We start from the raw sequence: 20,425 nt of genomic DNA, 5'->3' as shown, positions 1-20,425 counted from the left end.
TCTACAGCCGCGGATCAACCGAATCCGACTCCATGGATAAAGCGGCAAGCACACATTCATGAATCCGTTCCACCGATTCCTTGCGAATAAACCGTTCCACCGACTCCAGTCCCAACGCAAATTCCTTGAGCGCATAACGCTCCTTTTTGCTTGTTTTGCGCTGCTTCAGCCTTTGGAGGTTTTCGGGCAGCAAATAATCCATGCCATAAATAATATGCAAATAGCTTCGGCCTCTGACTTTGATGGCCGGCTGAATCAGCCTTCCTTTATGTCTGGCGACAAAATACTCTGGCTTAATGACAGCTCCTTCATGCCCCTGCTCCGTCATTTCCTCCCACCACCGAATCGCCGCAAGCTCACTGGCCTCATCCGTTACAACCTTGTATTCCGTCTCCATGAACAGCTCCGAGCAAGCAGCTAGCTCGCGCGCATGCTCCATATGCCAGCTGTGCTGTTCGCTTTGGTAGCTTGATGTACTATGCGCCAGCGTGTGGAAAGGCGCAATTCGAATGCCTTCCAATCCATTCGTATCCCAGCAATATTGCTGGAATGCCCGCTCGAACGTTTCGGCATTGCCCAGCTTGATTTCCAGCTCATCAATCCAGTGCTGCACGGCTTTGCCCGCGCCGTTCGCCTCCCGCAGCTTGGCGATTTTGGCCCGTCTGTCCATCAGCGAAACCTCCGCCACATGGGCATATTGCGAAGCAATCAGCTCCCGTGCCTTTAAATTCCACGGGACAATTTCCGTATCCAGCAGCACTAAATCCGTACCGTAACGGTCAAAATAATTCGCCTTCGTCAAATCGCTATTCAGCTTCCGCAGCACTTGCTCCTCAAGCATAGGCTCGAAGAACCGCCTGCCTGTTCGAGTATAAATGACGCCTAGTGTCTGCCGGCCGACATACGAGGCAGCTGCGGCTTCGTTTCGAAACAGCAGCACGATGGCTCTGCTGCCCATATGCTTTTTCTCCATGATCATCTTCTCTACGCCTTGCGAACGATAATAGGCGAAGGCTTCGGCCGGATGCTCCAAATACCGCTCATCCTCAGCCGTCTGTGGCGGCGGACTCATCGTCGGCGGAATATACACCAGCTCCTCCAGCGGCACCGTATAATGCGATACGGTATCAATCGCCGCTTTAACGAATTCGCCCCGGGCCGTTATATCGCCATAAGCGGAGGTCAGCACCGAGTACCCTTCAATATATTTTCGCAAATTTGGCTGCCTGAACCGATTCAATTGTCCCTCTAGCAAAGGATTGCGACCTTCCCCGGCATAATTCTCATACGCCTTCACTTGTACGAACTGCTTCTCCGGGTAACGGTATGCGGTCAAATACCCGCCAAATACGGCGCCTTGATCAATATTAATCGTTTGGTTCATGATCGTCGGCTCGACTCGCGGATCATGTCCCCAGACGATAAGCTCGCCAGACTCATGATCGTTATACCATTCCTTGCGCAGCGGCTTGCCCTCTGCATCGGTACCACCCTGCTCCCCATAGCGGCAGTAGTCCTGAATTTTAGTGGATTGCTTGCCAATATAGCTGTCGCGAATGCCCGCATGCACAACAACGAGCTGTCTCACGCCATTGCGGCAAAAGACAAGCTGCGGGGGCGCTTGCAGTAAAAATATCCGAAGCCGCTCCTTCAGCATACGTGCTGCTTCTTCACCATGCTCCCGCTCAAATTGCCCAAGCTCCGCTGCGGTTTTCTCATCGCCATGGCTAAGCTCAACCTGCCTGCCGTCTAGCAATCTCGCTATCTTCCAGCCATGATTGCTGTCCGTCATATAGGCAAGCCCTGCTTCCACATGCTTGCGCCACCATTCCATCGCCGCTAACGATTCCGGCCCACGGCTCATCACATCCCCGACCGATACGGGCAATCTGCCTTCCGGATGGCGGAAAAACCCTGCCTCATCCGGTGTATAGCCCAGCTTATCGAGCAGCTCCAACTGCTCCTGAAAACAGCCATGAATGTCGCCAATAATATCGATTCCTTGCCCCACCTCATGAACGAGCGGGTTAATCTTGCGCTCGAATGCAATATCCATTAGCTGTGCCGCTTTCACGACATAACTGGCGTCAAAGCCTTCCAGCCTCAAGCTGCGCAGCGAGCGCTTGAACAAATGCGCTTGCTTCTTCACCCGCTGCTTGCCCCTAGGAAACTCACGCTTGCCATCCCGGCGAAGCAGCTCCTCTTCAGGCGTATCCAGCACCAGCGCAACAATCGGAACATGCTGCTTCCGTGCAAGCTCCACATAACGCTTGCGGTCTTCCTCATATAAATGCGTAGCGTCAATCAGCGTTAGTTTATCCAAGCGGCAGCGCATGGCGATCATGCCCTCCATCGCTTCGAACGCTTTTGCCGAAATATGCTGATACTGCTTGTAAATAATATCGGATTCCAGCTTGCTGCGACTGGTCCAATCCATAAATTCCACATCGCCAACGAGCATGCGGAACTGGTCTGAAGACACAACCTCAGTCGCCTTGATCGTACCCGCTGCAATCAGCGTGTCCAGCAGCGTCGTTTTGCCGCTGTTCGATGGGCCAACCAATAACACAATACCGGCATGGGGGAGCCGAATGACCCTTTTATCCTGTTCGCTCATGATCGCCCATCCCCCTCTAATCTTGTAAATACAGCCATCTGTGTAGGTTGTCCGTACTGTCTATCCGCATCGCCAACTCCGCATATACGGACTGCATAGCCGAATGGCTCGCCCCATTTTTCACACCATTCACGGAATTGCTCCCGCGTCCATTCGAAGCGATGATCGTTATGCCTCATTTCATAGTCGTCCAGCTCATACAGCGTGTTATATTCCTTATTCGGCGTCGTAACGATCCAGCTCTGCGGCTTGTAGCGCGAAACAATCATTTCGATCGCCTGATCCAGCCGGAAGGCATCAATATGCTCAATGACCTCACACAATACCAGCACATCTTTGCCACACAGCCATTCATCATAATAAAAAAGCGAGCCAATAACGGCCTGCGGCACTACCGCGCCCTGCCTGCCCTCAAGCTTTGCAAAACGTTCCAAGGCGCGAATTTGCGAGCGGCCCGAAGGCTCTACCGCCATAATCGTCTTCACGCCCGTTACGGCTCCGAGCCTCGCCGACAGCTTGCCTTCCCCTGAGCCCATGTCTACGATAGACGCATGCTGAGGCAGCGCCTCCACTACTTCAGCTATCGCTTCATAACGAAGCTCGTTCAGCCTTGCTTTGCGCGGCGGCTCCACTTCTATTTCTACTCCGGCTACTATGCCCTGCTCTACCTGCTGCGCCTCCGGCTGCCGCTGCGTTTGCTGCGCAAGCTCGCGATTAAACTTCGCAATCAGCGGGCTGAAGCGCAGCGTGCGCCTAATAATAAGCTCGCGCTGCGGATGCCCAGCTAGCCAGCCTTCTCCATACCGATGCAGCTTGTCGGCTTCATCCTCGCCAATAAAATAATGCTTATAATCGTCCAGCATCGGCAGCATAATGAACAGCTGGCGCAAGGCGAGCTGAAGCGTCTGCTTGCCGGCAAGCCGAATCGTCCGCGCCGAGCTGCGGCTTTTCAATTGAAACGGATAGGCGATGTCCGCCCTTTCAATCTCGACCTCATAGCCGAGCGCGCCGAACAGCTCTTCAATCGTCCGGTCCGGCAAATTCGAGGCGAGCGGTCCGAAGGACAGCTCCAGCTGGAAAGCATGCTGCACCCACTCGGCATAAGCCTCCTTCGGCTTGCCATTCAAGGCTGTCCCAAGTGCGGACCGCATGTAGGTACAGAACAAGCTGCTCACCGCAAATTCGCGGTCATTAATATAATGCGTAATATCATAATGCTCCGGGCTTCCTTTGTACAAATCTATGGGATCGGGCTCTGCAAACAGCAGAACCTCCGTTTCTTCTGGCGAGCTTATCGTATAAACGAGGCACACGCGCGCCTCTTTTTCCTTACGTTCATATAAATGGTCCGGATGCTTGGATAGTAAAAAAGAAAGCTTATCCGCATGCTCGCCCAGCGCTTTTATCGTTAAAAACATGTTATCCCCCCTGGCTACTTCCTTCATTTTCCACGAAGCAAGCCTTTATGAACATGGCGGAAGTATTACGAAGCATGATATTTTTGATAGGAGGACAACGACAAAGAAGCATGTGTTGAAATCACACATGCTTACTTAGACCTATTATTAAGGCATGGCGGCCTGTTCATTTTCCTATTCACGCTATTGGCGCTGGCGCTTCCTAATTTCATTCACGCCCATAATAACGGCAATCAGCTCATAATCTCCAAGCAGGCGGGTTTCATTCCATAAGCAATAAGCGCCGCTTTGCATCCAGCCGCTCGTCTGCGCGAAGCTCGCTATCGACTCCTCGCGGCGGTTCATAATCATATACTCCTTGGAAAACGCCGGCGATTCAATTAAATAAAAGCCTCGCTCGCCCGCATCATAATCGAACCGCTTGTTCATGAAGCTCATCCGAGGGCGCAGCGTGCCAAGCGGAGTGCCCTGACTGTCGCTGACCTCCCATTTCATCGAGAAAAATCGAAATCTCGCCTCGCACATTTTCGTATCATTGGCATTATAAACTTCAAGCGAAGTACTGAACGCACTTTTCAGATTAACCCACCCCGCAGACTGCCCCGTCTCATTCATAATGCTTGTACTGCCGGAATTGAAGAAGTTGTCTCTGAAATATAAGGACATGCAGCCTCACTCCCCTTCTACGATGTCATCACCATATACGAAGTGCTCCAGCAGCAACAGCTTTGCCTCATTCAGCTCGCCTGAATTATCAAAATCAAGCAACGAAGACGCTGGAATCGGCCAGTTCAGCTTGCGCGGCCCCAGTGAGCGGCTGAAGGCTTCCCAATTGCCAAGCTTCCATTCATCAAGCTCTAGGCCCCGTTCCTCTATCCGGCTGCGATGCAGCTCCTGATCCCGCAAGGAGACAAGAACGACCCGCACAGCCACATCACGCAGGCTTGCACCGATTGCCGACAGCTCCTGCTCAATCCATAGCGGATCAGCGGTTTCCTTCGTGAAAGGACCGATGACGAGCGCGTCTGTGCCAATCGCTACATTTTCCAAAGCCGCATCCATCGTAATCCGATAGCCGAGATCCCGGCAGCGCACCTTATACAGCTCCGAATCGCGGTCCTTCGGATCGAGCCCCGACGCCGTCATAATCGCTTCGGCAGCCGGACGCAGCAGCGTATCCATATCAAAAATCGCAGCGCCCTTGCGCCGTGCGAGCGCCTTGGCCAGCGTCGTCTTGCCCGCTCCCGCCCCGCCTAGAAAAAATACTAATTTACGCATATGACTCGCCCCCACACTCTAATGCTAATTACCCGCAAACATGAACGAATGAACACTTATCAACTCTACCTCTCTACTATAAACCATTTTCTAGCTTGCCTGTCAAAAATAAACCGCTCAGCAGCTGTTATTCCCAGCCCCCCTCATACGCAAAAAACCTCCAAAGCTGCGCGAATATGCAGCCTTGAAGGTTTTTGTGCTTGGAATCTCGTTTACTTCGAATTTCCGAGGTCAATGAGTTCAGCCTTAATCAGCATGCGCTGAACGATAACTGCCGTTTCTGCTCTAGTTATGTTGCTTGTTGGCTTCAAACCAGCATCTCTGCCCTGAACCAAGCCGCTGTTTATTGTCGCAGCGACAGCCTGCTTCGCCCAAGCATCTACAGCCGCGCCATCTGCAAACGAAGCAAGTGCAGACGCTGCCTCAGCTTCGCTCACCGTTGTGTTCAAGCCCGTAAGCTTCATCGCCCTCTCAAGCATAACCATCGCTTCTTGGCGTGTAATCGTTTTGTTCGGACGGAATGCTCCGTCTTCATAGCCTTTAATAATACCGTATTCCTGCGCTTTAGCTACTGCGCCCATGAACCAGTCGCTGGACTTCACATCATGGAAGGTCGTTGTTTTTCCGTTTTCGGCCAGTCCCAGCGCCCGAACGATAATCGCCGAGAACTCCGAGCGCGTAATGGCTGCATTGGGATTAAAATGCGTCTCGTCGATGCCTTTCACAATAATACGCGACCCCATATCGTTTACCGCATCTTTTGACCAATGCCCTTCCACATCCGCGAACGTAATGGGATTCCAGATCAAAGTATACGTGCTGTTCGTCAGACTGCTAACGACCGCAAAATAATTTTTATCGTGCTGTGTAACGTACGTCGGCACATGATAAACCGTTCCGTCCTCCAAAAGCACGGTTGCCGTTGTAATCTTGCTCAGATCTATTCCAGCCGGAAGCGGGATTTCCCGTTGAACATACGAGCTAAACTTGTCTACGACTACAGTTTTGCCATTGTAAGAAGCGGTCACCGTAAAATCAACTGGCGGCAGCACCACGCTGAACCCGTCTTTTCCCGCCGTATTTTTAACCAACTGAATGCTTGCATCATTGCTCTTCGCAATGTCCACTTGTACGACGATATCCGTCAGCTTCACTTGAACACCCAGCAATGATGACAGGCTATCGATTGCAATTTCTGACGCAGGCAGCTTGTAGTTCCCGTTAATCGTCCGAACTTCCAGAATAGCCTCGTTGTTTTCCATCGCTTTCACTGCATCCCCAGTCAATACCGTGGATACTTTATCCGCGCTCACGCTCGCAACAGGAATAATGATGGTCGAATTACCGCCCTCTTTGGCGAGCTGTGCTGTCAGCTTGTTCGTATCCACCGTTGCGGTCAGAGTACTTTTACCGTCTTGTTTCGTCGTGTTCCCTGTAGCAATCTGATCGTACTCCTTGCCGTTCACGATTACTCGGAAACCTTCCAGCGCCACTTGTCCGCCAGTTGCGGAAGAACCAGAAGTGCCATTGCCACCGCTGGAGGAATCACCGCCCGAGCCTTGGGAGCCTGCTCTCGGCGTTGCACTCGCTTCATTGGAATAGCTGCCTACTCCTTCTTCGTCATTCGCTTTAACCTTAAAGTAATAAGTTGTTCCATTGGTTAGTCCCGTTACAGTGAAATTCTCACTGCTTACAACTGCAATTGGAACGGACCCGTAATCACCAGCCGTCGTTGACTGATATACACTGTAAGAAACCGATCCCTGTACGCCAGTCCAGTTCAGCGTCACCGTTCCATTGCCAGCTGTCGCTATAAGTGCCGTTGGCGCAGAGGTTCCAGGCGCATTCACCGTCACGGTGCTCGTTGCCGTCTTGCCTCCGTCATCTGTTGTCCCTGTAATCGTCACTGTTCCTGCTCTCAGCGGCGTGACTACTCCGTCTTCGTCCACCGTCGCTACCGACGGATCGCTGCTCGTCCATGTTACTATCGTATTCGTCGCATTGCTTGGCGATACGCCCGCGGTCACCGTTCCCGTGCCGCCTCCGGCCGTAAGGGTCAGCATGCCCGGACTCACCGTCACTCCCGTCACCGCCACGTCTGTCTCATTCACCGTCACCGTGCTCGTTGACGTCTTGCCACCGTCTTCCGTTGTCCCTGTAATCGTCACCGTTCCTGCTCTCAGCGGCGTGACCACTCCGTCTTCGTCCACCGTCGCTACCGATGGATCGCTGCTCGTCCACGTTACTTTCTTATTCGTTGCGTTGCTTGGCGATACACCCGCCGTCACCGTTCCCGTGCCGCCTCCGGCCGTAAGGGTCAGCGTCGCTGGGCTCACCGTCACTCCCGTCACCGCCACGTCCGTCTCATTAACCGTCACGGTGCTCGTTGACGTCTTGCCTCCATCTTCCGTCGTCCCGGTTATGGTCACTGTTCCCGCTGTCAGCGGCGTGACCACTCCGTCTTCGTCCACCGTCGCTACCAACGGATTGCTGCTCGTCCACGTTACCTTCTTGTTTGTCGCGTTGCTTGGCAATACGTCCGCCGTCAGCGTTCCCGTGCTGCCTCCTTCCGTAAGAGTCAGAATTGCTGGGCTCACCGTCACGCCCGTCACGGGCACCGTCGCTCCCCCAAGCTTGACAACTTGATTAGCTGTCCCAGGCGTCATCCAGATGCTCTCGCCATCAAAAACACCACTATAAAAAGGAGCCATGCCTATCGTTGTCGTACTCGGCCAATTGTTGAAAGCCGTCATTCCCCCCGTGTCTGTGTCAATCTTTACAAGCTGATCCGTAAACAAACCAGGCATCAGCCAGATGCTCCTACCGTCAAAGACACCGCTGAAATATTTGCCGCCAGCGGGCAGACTACTCGGCCAATTGTTGTACCCCGTCATCACGCCGGTGTCTTTATCGATCTTGATGACCCGGTCTGCTCCGTTAGGAACTAGCCAAATGTTCTGACCATCGAAGATACCGCCGTTAAAGCCTTGAGAAGAAGAGAAATCTTTCGTAAAACCGCTTGGCCAATCGCTGTAGCTCGTCATCGCGCCAGTGTCTTTGTCAATTTTGACTACCCGGTCTGCTCCACTAGGAACCATCCAGATGCTCTGACCATCAAAGATGCCGCCATTGAAGTTGTTATTAAGTATAAAACCATTAGGTGTAGACACACCTTGGCTCGGTAACTGAACATCACTCGGCCAGTTATTATAGCCGGTCATCGTTCCCGTATCTTTGTCGATTTTAATGACATAGTTCGCTCCAGCAGGAACCATCCAAATGTTCTGGCCGTCAAAGACGCCGCCAGAGAAATTTGCCATCGGTCTATACAAAGGATTAGGGGATATCGTAGTACTCGGCAAAATGAAACCGCTTGGCCAGTTGCTATAGCCGGTCATTACTCCTGTATCCTTGTCCACCTTGATTACTCGATCCGCCCCGAAAGGAATCATCCAGATGCTCTGGCCGTCGAAGACACCGCTTGAGAAACTCGGCATCGATTGGGATTTTGAAAATCCGCTTGGCCATGCCGTGTAACCGTCCATTGCTCCCGTAGCTTTATCAATTTTGATTAAACCTTCAGCATTAAGTGGAAGCATCCAAATGCTCTCTCCATCAAAAATACCGCCCGAAAAGCTGTTGTTTTGTGTAAATCCGGCAGGCCAGTCGCTATACCCAGTCATCTCAATCGTATCGCCAATTGGGGATGCGAAGATTGTACCGCTGTAGCCTAAGCCGCTCTGATTATAAATAGGTGCGGGCCCGGCAAATGCCGTTATTGAAAATAAGTTGGAGATAATCAATAACCATGATGTCCATATCAATAGCATTTTTTTCTTTTTTCGTGTGTTCACTCGTGTATTCATCCTCTCGCATTTTAACTTCAAATTATGCCTTATTTCGACATTATACTTTATCGTTGTTGAACCGAATTTGAACAAAACAAAACGGCCCCCACCGTCCTTAGGACAGGGAAGCCGCTCGTAATCGCCGATTATAAAGGTGAAGCTTATAAATGCTTATATTTTAAAAAACAGACGTGGGATTTAGAGCAAGCACCCTTGTATCTATATCCGGTAAAGCACCTAATTCGCCAGCAAACAAGTCCCGCAGCTTTCTCTCTTGCGCCGCGGCTGCTTCCTTGTTGCTCATCAGCAAGTGCAAAGCGATTATTTTAGCGTGAATGCGCTCTGCAAACGGCTGCTGTTTTTCCCATCTTTGCAAATACAGCAAAGCAAACTCGTAGCGCTGCTGCCGTACTTCCACATCGACTGCCCATTCCAGCAGCTCGATATATCTGAGTTCAAGCTCCGTCCGTCTCGTCTCCGCCCATTCGTACCCATTGTCCGTTAAATAGCCGTTTCGGTACAGCTCCAACGCCCTTTGCACTTCATCCATGCTGCCGCCGTTTTTGAACCGCCGATAGCTGCTTTCGAACTCATCGCAATCCCAGCTCTTCGGCTCCCATAACAAGCGGTAGCGTCCCCCTCCGGCGCGGGTCTGCTCAATGACATCAAATAGACCGAGCGCTTCCAGCTCTTTGCGGAGCTGGTACACCGTCGTGTAGAGCATCGCCTGTGCCCTCTCCGTATTCCGATCCCCCCACAACGCATCCATAATGCTCTCCATCACAATAGGCTGGTCCCGGTGGTGGAGAAAGAAGGCAAGCAGCTCTTCCGTTTTGGTTCTGCGCATCTTGAGTATCTTTCCCTGGCTCGTTTCCAAGGAAAATTGCCCAAAGCTGCGGACAAGGATCTCTATGGGCTCCGCTTTTTTCCCTATCCCTCTCTTTTTCGTGAATCGTTCCAGCGTTTTGCTGATGCGCTGCGCCGTCATGGGCTTCATCACGTAATCGAACGCCTCCGATTCAAAAACGTCAACTGCATAATAGTCGTAGGCCGTTACGAAAGCGATACCTACATCAGGTCTATGCTTCTGAATCTGCTCAGCCAGTTCAAGCCCATTCATGCCCGGCATTTTCATATCGACAAAAATCAGGTCCACCTCTATCGTATGTAAACACGCCACTAGCTCCTCAGCGTCGTCAAAAAGCCCACAAATTTCCACATCGCCCAACGTCCGCAGCACACTCTCGGCCATTTTTAAAGCCGGAAGCTCGTCATCAACCACGATTACTTTAATCATCCAAGTGGTCTCCCTTCGGAATACTAAACTTTACTGCTGTGCCCCCATCGTTATTGCTTACAATCTCCAAACGACGTCTGTATATCCGATATAGACGCTGCTGGATGTTTTTCAGAGCCACGCCGCTGCGCTGCGCAACGCCATCCCCGATTCGTGTTGCATAATAGGAATCTTGAAAACCTATGCCATCGTCCTCTACAGTAATGACGACATCCTGCTCCTCCTCGCAAACGGAAATCTTAACGCTCCCCCCTTGCTTGCGGCTCGCCAAACCATGCTGCACCGCATTTTCCACCAAGGGCTGAATGACAAGCGGCGGCAGAAGGCAATCCACATCACCGTCTATCTCATACCTAATCTGCAATCGCTCCCCAAAGCGGGCTTTTTCAATAGATAAATAAGCCTCCACCAGCTCTAGCTCCTTATGCAGCGGAACAAGTTCTTCCAGGTTTCTGAAATCGAAGCTGCCACGCAGATAGTCGCTGAGCGCAGCCAGCAAATCCCGTGCAGCCTGAGGATCATCCAGTGAGTAAGCCGAGATTGTGTTAAGCGTATTGTAGAGAAAATGTGGCTTGATCTGCGCTTGCAGGAAGGCCATCTCGGCAAGTGCCGATTCGCTCGCGGACCTTTTCATTTCCAGCAGTGTTCGAATGCGCGCTTTCAACTCGCCAGCCTCGACCGGTTTTCCTAGAAAGTCATTCACTCCTGCGTCGAACGCCGCCAGCATTTCTTCTGGCCGATTTCTTGCCGTAAGCAGCAGCACCGGGAGCTCGGATAGCGAGTATTTTTTGCGAATACTCTGGCACAGCTCGTATCCTGACATTTCCGGCATGATCAAATCAATAACGGCCAAATCAATTCGGCGTTCCTGCTCCAGCTGCCGCATCGCCTCCTTGCCGCTAGATACGGCAATAACCGAATATTTTTCTACGGACAAAAGATTGAGCAGCACCTGCCGATTGGCGGCATCGTCATCCACAACGAGAATCGTAACCGCCCCGAAGCTTTCCAGTTTAATCGGATCTGCCGGGTAGCTTCGCTGAGCTGTACTCTCCAGCCTTGCGTGGATCCTGTCTATTCCCGCCTCGCCAGGCTGCACGTACATGCCATTTGCGAGTGGAATGGTAAACGTAAAGACCGAGCCTTTGCCAAGCTCCGACTCGGCCCAAATGCTCCCGCCATGCAGCTCTATAAGCCGCTTGGCGATGCTGAGCCCCAGCCCCGTTCCGCCTCGTTCCTTCGTCAGCGCTCCCCCAGCCTGCTCGAAGGATTCAAAAATAACTTCCAGCTTATCATTAGGAATGCCAATTCCCGTGTCCGAGACCGATACCACGAGCCAGCCGTTATCCTCATGCGCTGCAACGGCAATCTCCCCTGCAGCTGTATATTTGAGCGCATTGCCGATTAGATTGTTCAAAATTTGCGTCAGCCTGTCTTCATCGGCATAAACATATTGCTGATCACTCAAACGGTCTGTGAAGCGTATCGGTTTTGCGCTGGCGAAATGGCGAAACATCTCGAATATAATGCGCACAAGCGGACGTAGAGCAACAGCCTGCTGGTGCAGAACAAGCTCGCCGTTTTTCAATTTCGAGAAATCGAGCAGATCGCCGACCAGATTGCTCATTTTTTTGCCGATGCCTACAATCATCGCCATGTTTTCCTCCTGCTGCGGTGTCATCCGGCCTGCTGCTCCCTCAAGCAGCGATTGGGATATATTGATAATGCCGTGCAGCGGCGTTTTCATCTCATGCGAGGTGTTCGCCAGAAATTCATCCTTCAGCCGGTCCATCGAGCCGAGCCGCTGGGACAGCTTTTGAACCGAATCAAACGCATTTACAAACCTTCGAGATAAAAGCAGACCCTGCGCCATGAAAAAGCACAGCCAAGCCGCCATTTGAAACGATACGTATGACCGTACGCCTAGAAATTCCATCAAGGAGGCAACTGTCATGACCAGCTGCGATACGACGCTGACCAGCATATACACCGAGCCCTCCATCCTCCTCACGGCAGCAATGAGCATGACGTAAATGACGTAGAGAACGGCAACAAGCGCCAAGGCGAAATTAACGAGTGTAAAGCGTGTAAAGACGGAGGCCGGAGTCACCACAGTAAGGAGCACGGTGAACGCTATCAGCGCCCCGGATGATTGCAGCGCGATTTTATGAAACAGATGGGGCAAGGAATATCTCGTATACAGCAGTAAAAACAGCACCGCGAGCCCACCGGAAAGGTCTTGTATTTTCGTAAACAGCTCGTAGGGAATTCCCGGGAACGGCATTAAAAGCATTTTTTCGCCATGTGTCATAAAATACAAGCAGATCGCTATACAGCACAGGCCAAAATAGAGCCATGATCGGTCATGCCCCCGCATTTGGAACAATATAATGAAATAGATGCCCATTAACAGAAAGGTCGTTGCAGCAAACCAGTCCTTGGCCACCGCAAACTCCCGTACGGACAAGATGTCTTCCTGATATCCCAAAAGGATGGAATGGGTAATGCCTCCTTGCGAATAACGATAATTGGCAACCTGCACAACAATATCCGCTTCGCCGCCCTCCACCGTAAAAAAACGGACATAAGGCGCATTCACGGAAACGGTATCCTCCTTGCTCATTCCCGGAATCCCGCGGCCGCCAATCTCCCGGCCGTTCACGAACAGCTTATGGGCTGTTTTAATATTCGTCTGCCTGATGCCGAAAACATGCTCGCCTGCATCCGGAAGCTTAACACGCAAGCGGAAGGTTCCATAGCCGTAGGGAGAGGGTTCATCTGCCTCCACTTCATATTGCTCCCATCTATCCGGTACATGGACGTAGCCCGTTCTCTCCGGCTCTTGTCTGCCTTGCTTCTCCAGCTTAAAATCAGCCGGGGCCAGAAGCCGATTCTGATAAAATTCCCACTCCCCGTCCAGGCGGGCTATACCTTTCTCGGAGAAAGCCCATTTTGTCAAATCCAGCTCCCCGTTTACAGCTTCTGGAACGTCGCTGGCAATCGTCGCAAAGGGGAACGCCATAATGACCATCCATATCCCACAAAAAATCGTGATGGCAATCGCCACTTTTTTTCGCATCTTTCTTCCCCTCTTATGTTAGCAGTTGATTTCTACTCTACTATAAACGATTTAGCAGCATCTTTTCAGACTCATCGCAAAAAAACCTTCAAGACCGCGCTAAAACGCAGCCTTGAAGGTTTTCCGGTGCTCTGCAGCGGTATGCGCATTTGCGCTAGCCGCCACAAGCCATATAAACGGGTCTACTCTATCCTTTATACCATTAGTGAACTTTAATATTCAGCACATCGCCCGCAAGCTGCGTTTTCACGCCTGCTCCGTCCGTGCCGATCAGCCTGGTTACCGCAAGCGCGGTCACATCAGCTGGCGCATTCGCTTTTATGCGGAAGGTCAGCTTGAACAAATTGCCCAGCGGATTATTCAGTCCGTCGCCCGCATGACTGCCCTTCAAGCTGATAACGCCTACAGCGTCCACATGCTCATTGATTACAAATCTGCCTGTATCCAGCGATTCCGGTGTTCTTACAAGCTCCAATACAGTCGGATCATATTCGATTCGAATGCTTTGCTCCGCAATGCCTCTTGGCACATTTTGCAGGGCATAAACGACATCGAAGCTTTGTCCCTTCGCCATTGCATTAGGTCCAATGAGCATTGCGCCGATGGAGCTTCGATCATCCACAACGGGTGTCCAAAAATTCGGAATCGGCACATTGGCGAAATTCGTGTCCGATGCAAAATAGAAGCTTGTGTACGTTGGCTGGTTATACGTCGTATTTTGCCAAGCTACGCCTGTACGGTACTGCGGATCATGCATCAGCGTATACAGCTTGCGATCTGTCAGCTCCGTGCTCGTATAGATGCGGATAGCCGAGCTGTCCACGGTGCGCACAAGCATTTCCTCCCGCCAGTCTCCGAAAATATCCGCTACGAGCGAAGGCGTTCCCTTCGTATGGTTATTCGTGCGGGTTCCATTTGCCGTTAGCAATCTGCCGCGTTTCCAATCATCAATCGTCGGCGTGTTTTCCAAGGAGCCATTCACAATTTGCGTCGTCATATTGCCCGCCCATTTGATGTTCATGTTCGTTCCTGGCGAGGTAGTGCTGATTTGAGTCCCGCTTGCTGTCCATGTGCCAACCGCCCATGTCTCCAGCCCTCTGTGATTCGGGTCGATATCGCCTACCATGCCGCGTCCGGTATCCTTGCCGGTGTAGCCGCCATAAATGACTTCGCCTGTCGCAGCATCGCGCAGCGAGTAGCCATAAGGGGCATACGGCCCTCCCTCATGCACCATAAAAATTTCTAAGCCTGGACGGTCAGGATCAATATCTGCGACATGAAGCGCATCGCCATGTCCAAGACCTGCATACGTCCCCGGATTTGCGCTGCCCGGCGGCAAAATATCGCCCGAGCTGTAGAGCAGTGTACCGTCATGGTCAATCGTCGAGGAGCCATAAATAATTTCCTGCTTGCCATCGCCATCTACATCCGCCGTGCTTAGCGAATGCGCACCCTGCGTCGTAAGCGTTGCAAAGGCCGGATTCAGTCCCGGTCTGCCATGCGGCCCATCGTTGAAAGGATTCGTCATCGGCACCCAGCCGCTGTCGACAAACCAGTGCTCGCGCAAATGCTTGCCGTCCCATTCATAGGAAACGAGCGTCGAGCGCGTATAGTAGCCGCGGGCAAATACGGCATAAGGCTTCGTGCCATCCAAATAAGCTACGCCTGCAAGGAAACGATCTACACGGTTGCCCGGCTCAATCCGGCCCATCGCATAGTCGCCCCACATGAGGCCATCGTCATGCCGGCCCGGCTTGTAGGGGATCGTCTCCAGCTCCTTGCCTGTCGCTCCTTCAAACACGGTCAAATATTCTGGCCCGCTCAAAATAAAGCCTTCAAAATCACGCAGCTTGTTGTTGCCGCTGCGCGCCGGCGCATACACATCCATAAAATAATCCGTCAGCGCTTCCGCATCCTCGCGGGACAGAGGATAGGCATATTTCGGCGCAATACCGAAGCTTTCTTCCAGCGTTGCCGGCCAATTGCCGTTTACGACCTCCTCATGCTTGTCCCAGTTCATGAACATATTTACGACATGCTCGTAATAGCCCTGCTTGCTCACGCGATAATCGTCGTTATTGCTGTAGCCAGCTGCAATATCCTCTTGAGGCATCGTAATATAATTTTCGGACGCGATTCCTCCGCTGCCGTCGTATTTCGTTATTTTGGTGCCCGGCGCTGTCTTGAACATCATTTCCGCCTTGCCGTCACCGTCAAAGTCATACACCATAAATTCGGTATAATGCGCGCCGGCGCGAATGTTCGGCCCTAGCTCAATGCGATACAGCTGCGTGCCATCAAGCTCGTAGGCATCAATAATAACCTCGCCGGTGTAGCCCTTCTGCGACACATCCTTGGCGTTCGACGGGTCCCATTTGACGATATATTCATATTGCCCGTCGCCATCCACATCGCCGACGCTCATGTCGGCAGCCGAATATGTGAAAGCTTCGCCCACAGGGGTAACCCCGTCAGCCGGCTTATTAAGCGGCAAATCATAATAGCCATTTCCCCACGGTATAGCTTCACTGCTGCGTGCCAGCTCTTCCCCATTCACCACAGCCGCTACCTGGTAACGCGATGAAGCGCTGCCCTGCGGGTCCAAGTAATTCGTGCTGTCCGTCACCGTTGCAATGAGCGTACCATCCCGATAAACGTTGAAATTTGCTCCGGTCATTCCACCCTCGGAATAGCCCGTCACCTCATTGCCTAGCAGCCGCCAGCTGAGAAATACGTTTCCCGAAGAAGCTACAGCTACAAGTCCTCTATCCAAATATTCCAGCTGTACTTTGCTCAAAGCTGTCCCTGCTTGCTCTGAGGCTGTCGTTTCCGCAGCAGTTGCGCCTGCGGCGCTGCCGCATAGCAGCGTAAGCCCCGTTAGCGTGGCAGCCGTCCTTTTAAGCCAGTTGGAGTGGTTGCTGAACATGAATCAATCGCATCCTTTCGATTTGAAGATCAGTTGGTTGCGCTTACAAAATACAGGTTGAACGATCTAGCCTCCTTTTTCCGACACCTATTTAGCGCAGTAAATCCCTTTTTAGTATATAGATTCCTATTTGGCGACACTAGGAAAAAAACAGAGTATTTCCATTAAATAACCGTCTTTTCCTATCGTTAGAAGATACTCCCTTGCCCCTCTCCTTTCGTAAGTTCAAAGGATATCGTGAATATAAGTTGAACTAGAGAATGGAAGAAAGAGCAGCCATCGAACTGGAGTCCTGACTGACTAACTTACTGTCAGTCTTGTCTAAAGGAAATCGGAGGGTGAGAGGACCGAGAGGCCGTTAAAACTGAACATTTCCCCTTTTTATCCAGTTCGCGGACTCAGAAGCCGCTATTGTCTCCAAAAACCGTGAAATGCCACCAGAAATCGGATGATAGCGGCCCCACAGTCCGCCAATAGGAATATATGATCTCAATTCAAAAAATAAGGTCTGTGCAGTCCGCTAGGACACGGCTATCAGCAGCCATTTTCAAGTAAAGCTTGGAGTTGGGGTAGAGCCTCCTTGTCTAAGCAGCTTCAAGCATGATTCATCACTGGTGTTATATTCGGTAGACCAAGCTAAATCGCTTGTGTCAAACGAAAAAAAGAGAACCCCAATTTCGAGTTCTCACTGTTCCATGTTTTCTTGTTTCTTGTTTCTGTTCCCTTGAATCTCACACTTTAAAGCTTATTTTTTCGAATATTTGACGCTATTATTGTTTATTCATGCTTTGATGCAGCACAGCTAGCATCTTCGCCGCTTCGGCTCTTGTTGCGCCGCCTTTCGGATCAAAGGCATTGCCGCCCTTGCCGGAGATGATTTCGGCCTGCTGCAACGAAACGATTGCATCTGTTGCCCACGAGCTAATGCTGCTTTGATCAGCAAAAGTAACTCCGCTAGCCGACTTAGGCAGCGTGAAGCCAGCCTGATCCGTAAATCGCTTCAGCATAACCGCCATTTCCTCACGGCTAATCGGCTCATTTGGCTTGAATGTGCTGCGCGATGATCCTTGGACAATCGCATGCTCTGCTGCCCAAGCTACATAAGGCAGGTACCAATCTCCGGCTTTGACATCTCCGAATGCGGAGGTCGTATTTCCAGACACATCTGCGCCTGCAATACCAGCCAGTATTTTAGCAAATTCTGCTCTCGTAATGTTCTTATTCGGTGCAAACTGGTTGCCGCCGCTGCCTTCAATCATATCACGGGCAGCTAAATAGGAGATGAATGAAGCTCCCCAATGGCTGTTTGTATCGTTAAAGCTGATCTTATTGTAGCCAACAGCATAATGGCTGAGGTGATTCGTTACGAAAGTAACCTTGCCGTTGCTATAGCTGGAATTGCTCATGATGCTAGGCTTCCCGTCATTGTCGATATAATAAGCAACAATGGCGCTTGTATCCTCCCCCTGTGCAGGCGTATAAGGAATATCAATTTGAATGCTGCTGCCGCCAAAGGTAGAAAGACTCGTAGTTCCGGATTCAATCGCTATATCCAGCACTGGTCTTGCGCCAACTACATTTTTGGCTTCTGGTGTAAGCGTGTCTGCTCCGCTTTGTGTTACCTTGACATGAATGTTATTGCCTGCAGCCTTCTCAATTGCATTCAGCGTAGTTGAATGAATGGTAATGGTGCCGAATGGAGTCACCACGACCACTTTATCCACTTTGCCAGCAGACAGGTTGGCAACAGCGGCTTTGGATAGCGAGATACCGACTGATTTGGCGTTATCTGCCGATTCAACGGTCAGCGTGACGATTCGTGCTCCCGCTTCTTTTGCCTGAGCCTGCTCCACTACGGTTTTAATCTGAGCATCGTCAATGACAGCCTCTGCATTTCCACTAGCGTCTGCCTTTGCTGTCACCGTTACACCAGAATTCTGATCTACAGGGTTAGCTGGAGTAGGCGTTGGAGCAGGTGTTGGTGAAGGCGTTGACGAATTACCCGAGCCTCCAGAACCACCAGAGCCTCCAGAACTCGATTTATTCGTAAATTCCAGCGAGATTTTATCGGCTTGATAAACGACCTGAGCATTATACTGGCTCGGCACCCCGCTGATCTCGACCGATGAGAACTGTCCGCTTTGCTGATTAGCACCGTAGCTCACAAGTGTGACTGAGCCATTGCTTGGCACGTAGCTGCTTGGAAAATTCACCTGCAATTTTCCGTTCGCATTTACCGCACCTTTAATTTCAAGCACATCACTAGCGCTCGCAACGTTAAGCTCAAGCGTACCGCTCGCAGCTTGCGTGAAATCTCCGTCAATCGTCATTTTTCCAGCTACATTCTCCGTAAGCGTACCGCCGTTATTCACGACATCGCCGTTTCCAAGAGCTGTTGCCGAACCGCTCTCCAGCGTACCCGCGTTAATCTGAGTACCACCGGAATACGTGTTGGTACCGAGCAGCTTCAAGGCGCCGGTTCCTTCCTTCGTCAGCTTGCCAACGCCAGAAATATCATTCTTCCAGCTGTCCACTGCATGGAAGCCGCCCTTGCTGGCATCCATCGACACCGTTACGTCACTGTCAAAAGCGCCATATCCGTCTGCTGCTGCAAAGAGATTCAGACGTCCCCAGCCTTCTGGGTCATCGAGCACCGGATAGCCGGAAGAAATGCCGGTAGTAGCCAATACCGCACGGCGCTGCTCGCCCGTCAAATAAGGCTGGCGCGTTTCCAGCAGCACTTCCGCCCCTTTAGGCACAATCATCGGCTCGGTTGTCGAATGGATCTGATCGAAGCCGTAGGTCAAACGCTCGGTAAATTGCGCTTTATTTTTCTCATAGTCAGTGAAACGGTCTTCCGCTGTACCTGTTTCGGTCAACAGAAGGGCATGGGCCTGATTATAAGCCTCCTGCTTGAGTGCCGCATGGTCCGGGTCAGACAAGGTAGCAGCCGCTAGCGCCGTTGCCATAACCCGTCCCCCTATAACATCTAGTGGTGAATGCATGCCTGCAATAATCCGGCTGTTCCCCATTTCCGAAGCACGGGTCAGCAGCTCTTGGAAGCGCTCAGGCACAGCATAAGCCAGTGCATAAGAAGCGAGATACGAAGCATTCGTATGACCGCTTGGGAAGCCGCCATCCGTAGCCGGCGTTGTGCTGATTGCAGGAACCAGCGTCGGCACAATCAGATTTGTATCATTAGCCCAGCGGTATGGACGCATATAGCTGTAGAAGTTTTTAGAAGGATTGCTGGATGCGTAATTGCCTCGCAGCGTCCCGATCAAGTCTACCATTTTACCAAGCTCGGAATTCGAATCGCCCGCTTTATTGGAGCCATTGCCGTCGTTGTATTTGACCGTAGTGGCATCATCAGGGATGCTCGTAATCGTCGTGAAGGTTCCTGTTTTGTCGCGATACACATCTGCCAGAGCGCCAAGACCTTCAGTCGCTCCATACGATTGATTTGTCCGGTCAACGAAATAAGCCAATTTTTCATCTTCCGCCGTACGAGTGGCAGCAATGTTTGCTACATATTGAATGTTATAGTCCAGCACGCTGCTGTTTAGTTTCGTGCCATTGTTCCACGAAGTACCAGGCTCCCAGAGCTCCTGAAACCCAGAAAGCACGCCGATGACCGGATTGGAATATACCGACTGATTAGCAGAAATACTGTTTTTGTAGTTGTCTACAAAATGTCCCCATGCCGGAGCTGGCGGCAGTTCAATTGAAGCTCCGTTTGATGCTGCAGTTGCAGCATTCCCCACTACGGAATTAGAAAGCAGTAAGAGGCCCAATGCAACAGATACAACCTTTTTGGTAGAATTCTTTTTCAAGTTGAGTCTACTCCCATCGTTTCGTTTTTTTGTTTTCCGAATCGATTTCGAGCGTAACATTTGGCCCTGCTGCTCCTCAATATAACAATTTCTGAAATGTATAAAAATCGTATCCTATCCTCTCAAATT

The 20,425-nt window shown here is 51.4% G+C and carries 9 protein-coding genes; all 9 read right to left on the bottom strand.

From position 1 onward, the window contains the following. Window position 1: 1 nt before the first annotated feature. The gene (locus tag ACSR9A_RS15355; RefSeq protein ID WP_473758080.1) at window positions 2–2,617 is read right to left on the bottom strand and encodes a polynucleotide kinase-phosphatase; all 2,616 of its coding nucleotides are present in this window, start codon (window positions 2,615–2,617) and stop codon (window positions 2–4) included. Next, the gene (locus ACSR9A_RS15350; protein WP_473758079.1) at window positions 2,614–4,035 is read right to left on the bottom strand and encodes a 3' terminal RNA ribose 2'-O-methyltransferase Hen1; all 1,422 of its coding nucleotides are present in this window, start codon (window positions 4,033–4,035) and stop codon (window positions 2,614–2,616) included. Before ACSR9A_RS15350 ends, ACSR9A_RS15355 begins: the two co-directional genes overlap by 4 nt. A gap of 183 nt (window positions 4,036–4,218) precedes the next feature. Further along, window positions 4,219–4,701 (bottom strand): LURP-one-related family protein, encoded by a 483-nt coding sequence (locus ACSR9A_RS15345; RefSeq protein WP_473758077.1) that lies wholly within the window; start codon window positions 4,699–4,701, stop codon window positions 4,219–4,221. 6 nt (window positions 4,702–4,707) lie between these two features. Then, entirely contained in the window at window positions 4,708–5,313 is a 606-nt protein-coding gene (locus ACSR9A_RS15340; protein ID WP_473758075.1) for a P-loop nucleotide/nucleoside kinase family protein, read from the bottom strand. Window positions 5,314–5,525: 212 nt separating this feature from the next. Further along, window positions 5,526–9,167, bottom strand: coding sequence for an Ig-like domain-containing protein (locus tag ACSR9A_RS15335; RefSeq protein ID WP_473758073.1), 3,642 nt, complete (start codon window positions 9,165–9,167; stop codon window positions 5,526–5,528). A gap of 172 nt (window positions 9,168–9,339) precedes the next feature. Then, window positions 9,340–10,458 (bottom strand): response regulator, encoded by a 1,119-nt coding sequence (locus ACSR9A_RS15330; RefSeq protein WP_473758071.1) that lies wholly within the window; start codon window positions 10,456–10,458, stop codon window positions 9,340–9,342. Further along, window positions 10,451–13,537 carry an ATP-binding protein gene (locus ACSR9A_RS15325; RefSeq protein ID WP_473758070.1) on the bottom strand — a complete coding sequence of 1,029 codons (3,087 nt, stop codon included), beginning with the start codon at window positions 13,535–13,537 and terminating at the stop codon, window positions 10,451–10,453. The genes ACSR9A_RS15330 and ACSR9A_RS15325 overlap by 8 nt, the downstream gene beginning before the upstream one ends. A 202-nt stretch (window positions 13,538–13,739) precedes the next feature. Further along, a complete protein-coding gene (locus ACSR9A_RS15320) occupies window positions 13,740–16,463 on the bottom strand; it encodes a rhamnogalacturonan lyase family protein (RefSeq protein WP_473758068.1) in 2,724 nt (907 codons plus the stop codon). Between the two features lie 770 nt (window positions 16,464–17,233). Beyond that, the gene (locus tag ACSR9A_RS15315; RefSeq protein ID WP_473758067.1) at window positions 17,234–20,296 is read right to left on the bottom strand and encodes an S-layer homology domain-containing protein; all 3,063 of its coding nucleotides are present in this window, start codon (window positions 20,294–20,296) and stop codon (window positions 17,234–17,236) included. Window positions 20,297–20,425 lie beyond the last annotated feature (129 nt).

This window comes from Paenibacillus sp. R-74696 (assembly GCF_055814915.1).
Note: the sequence above shows the minus strand (reverse complement) of the source record. Positions and strands in the feature narration are given on the sequence as shown.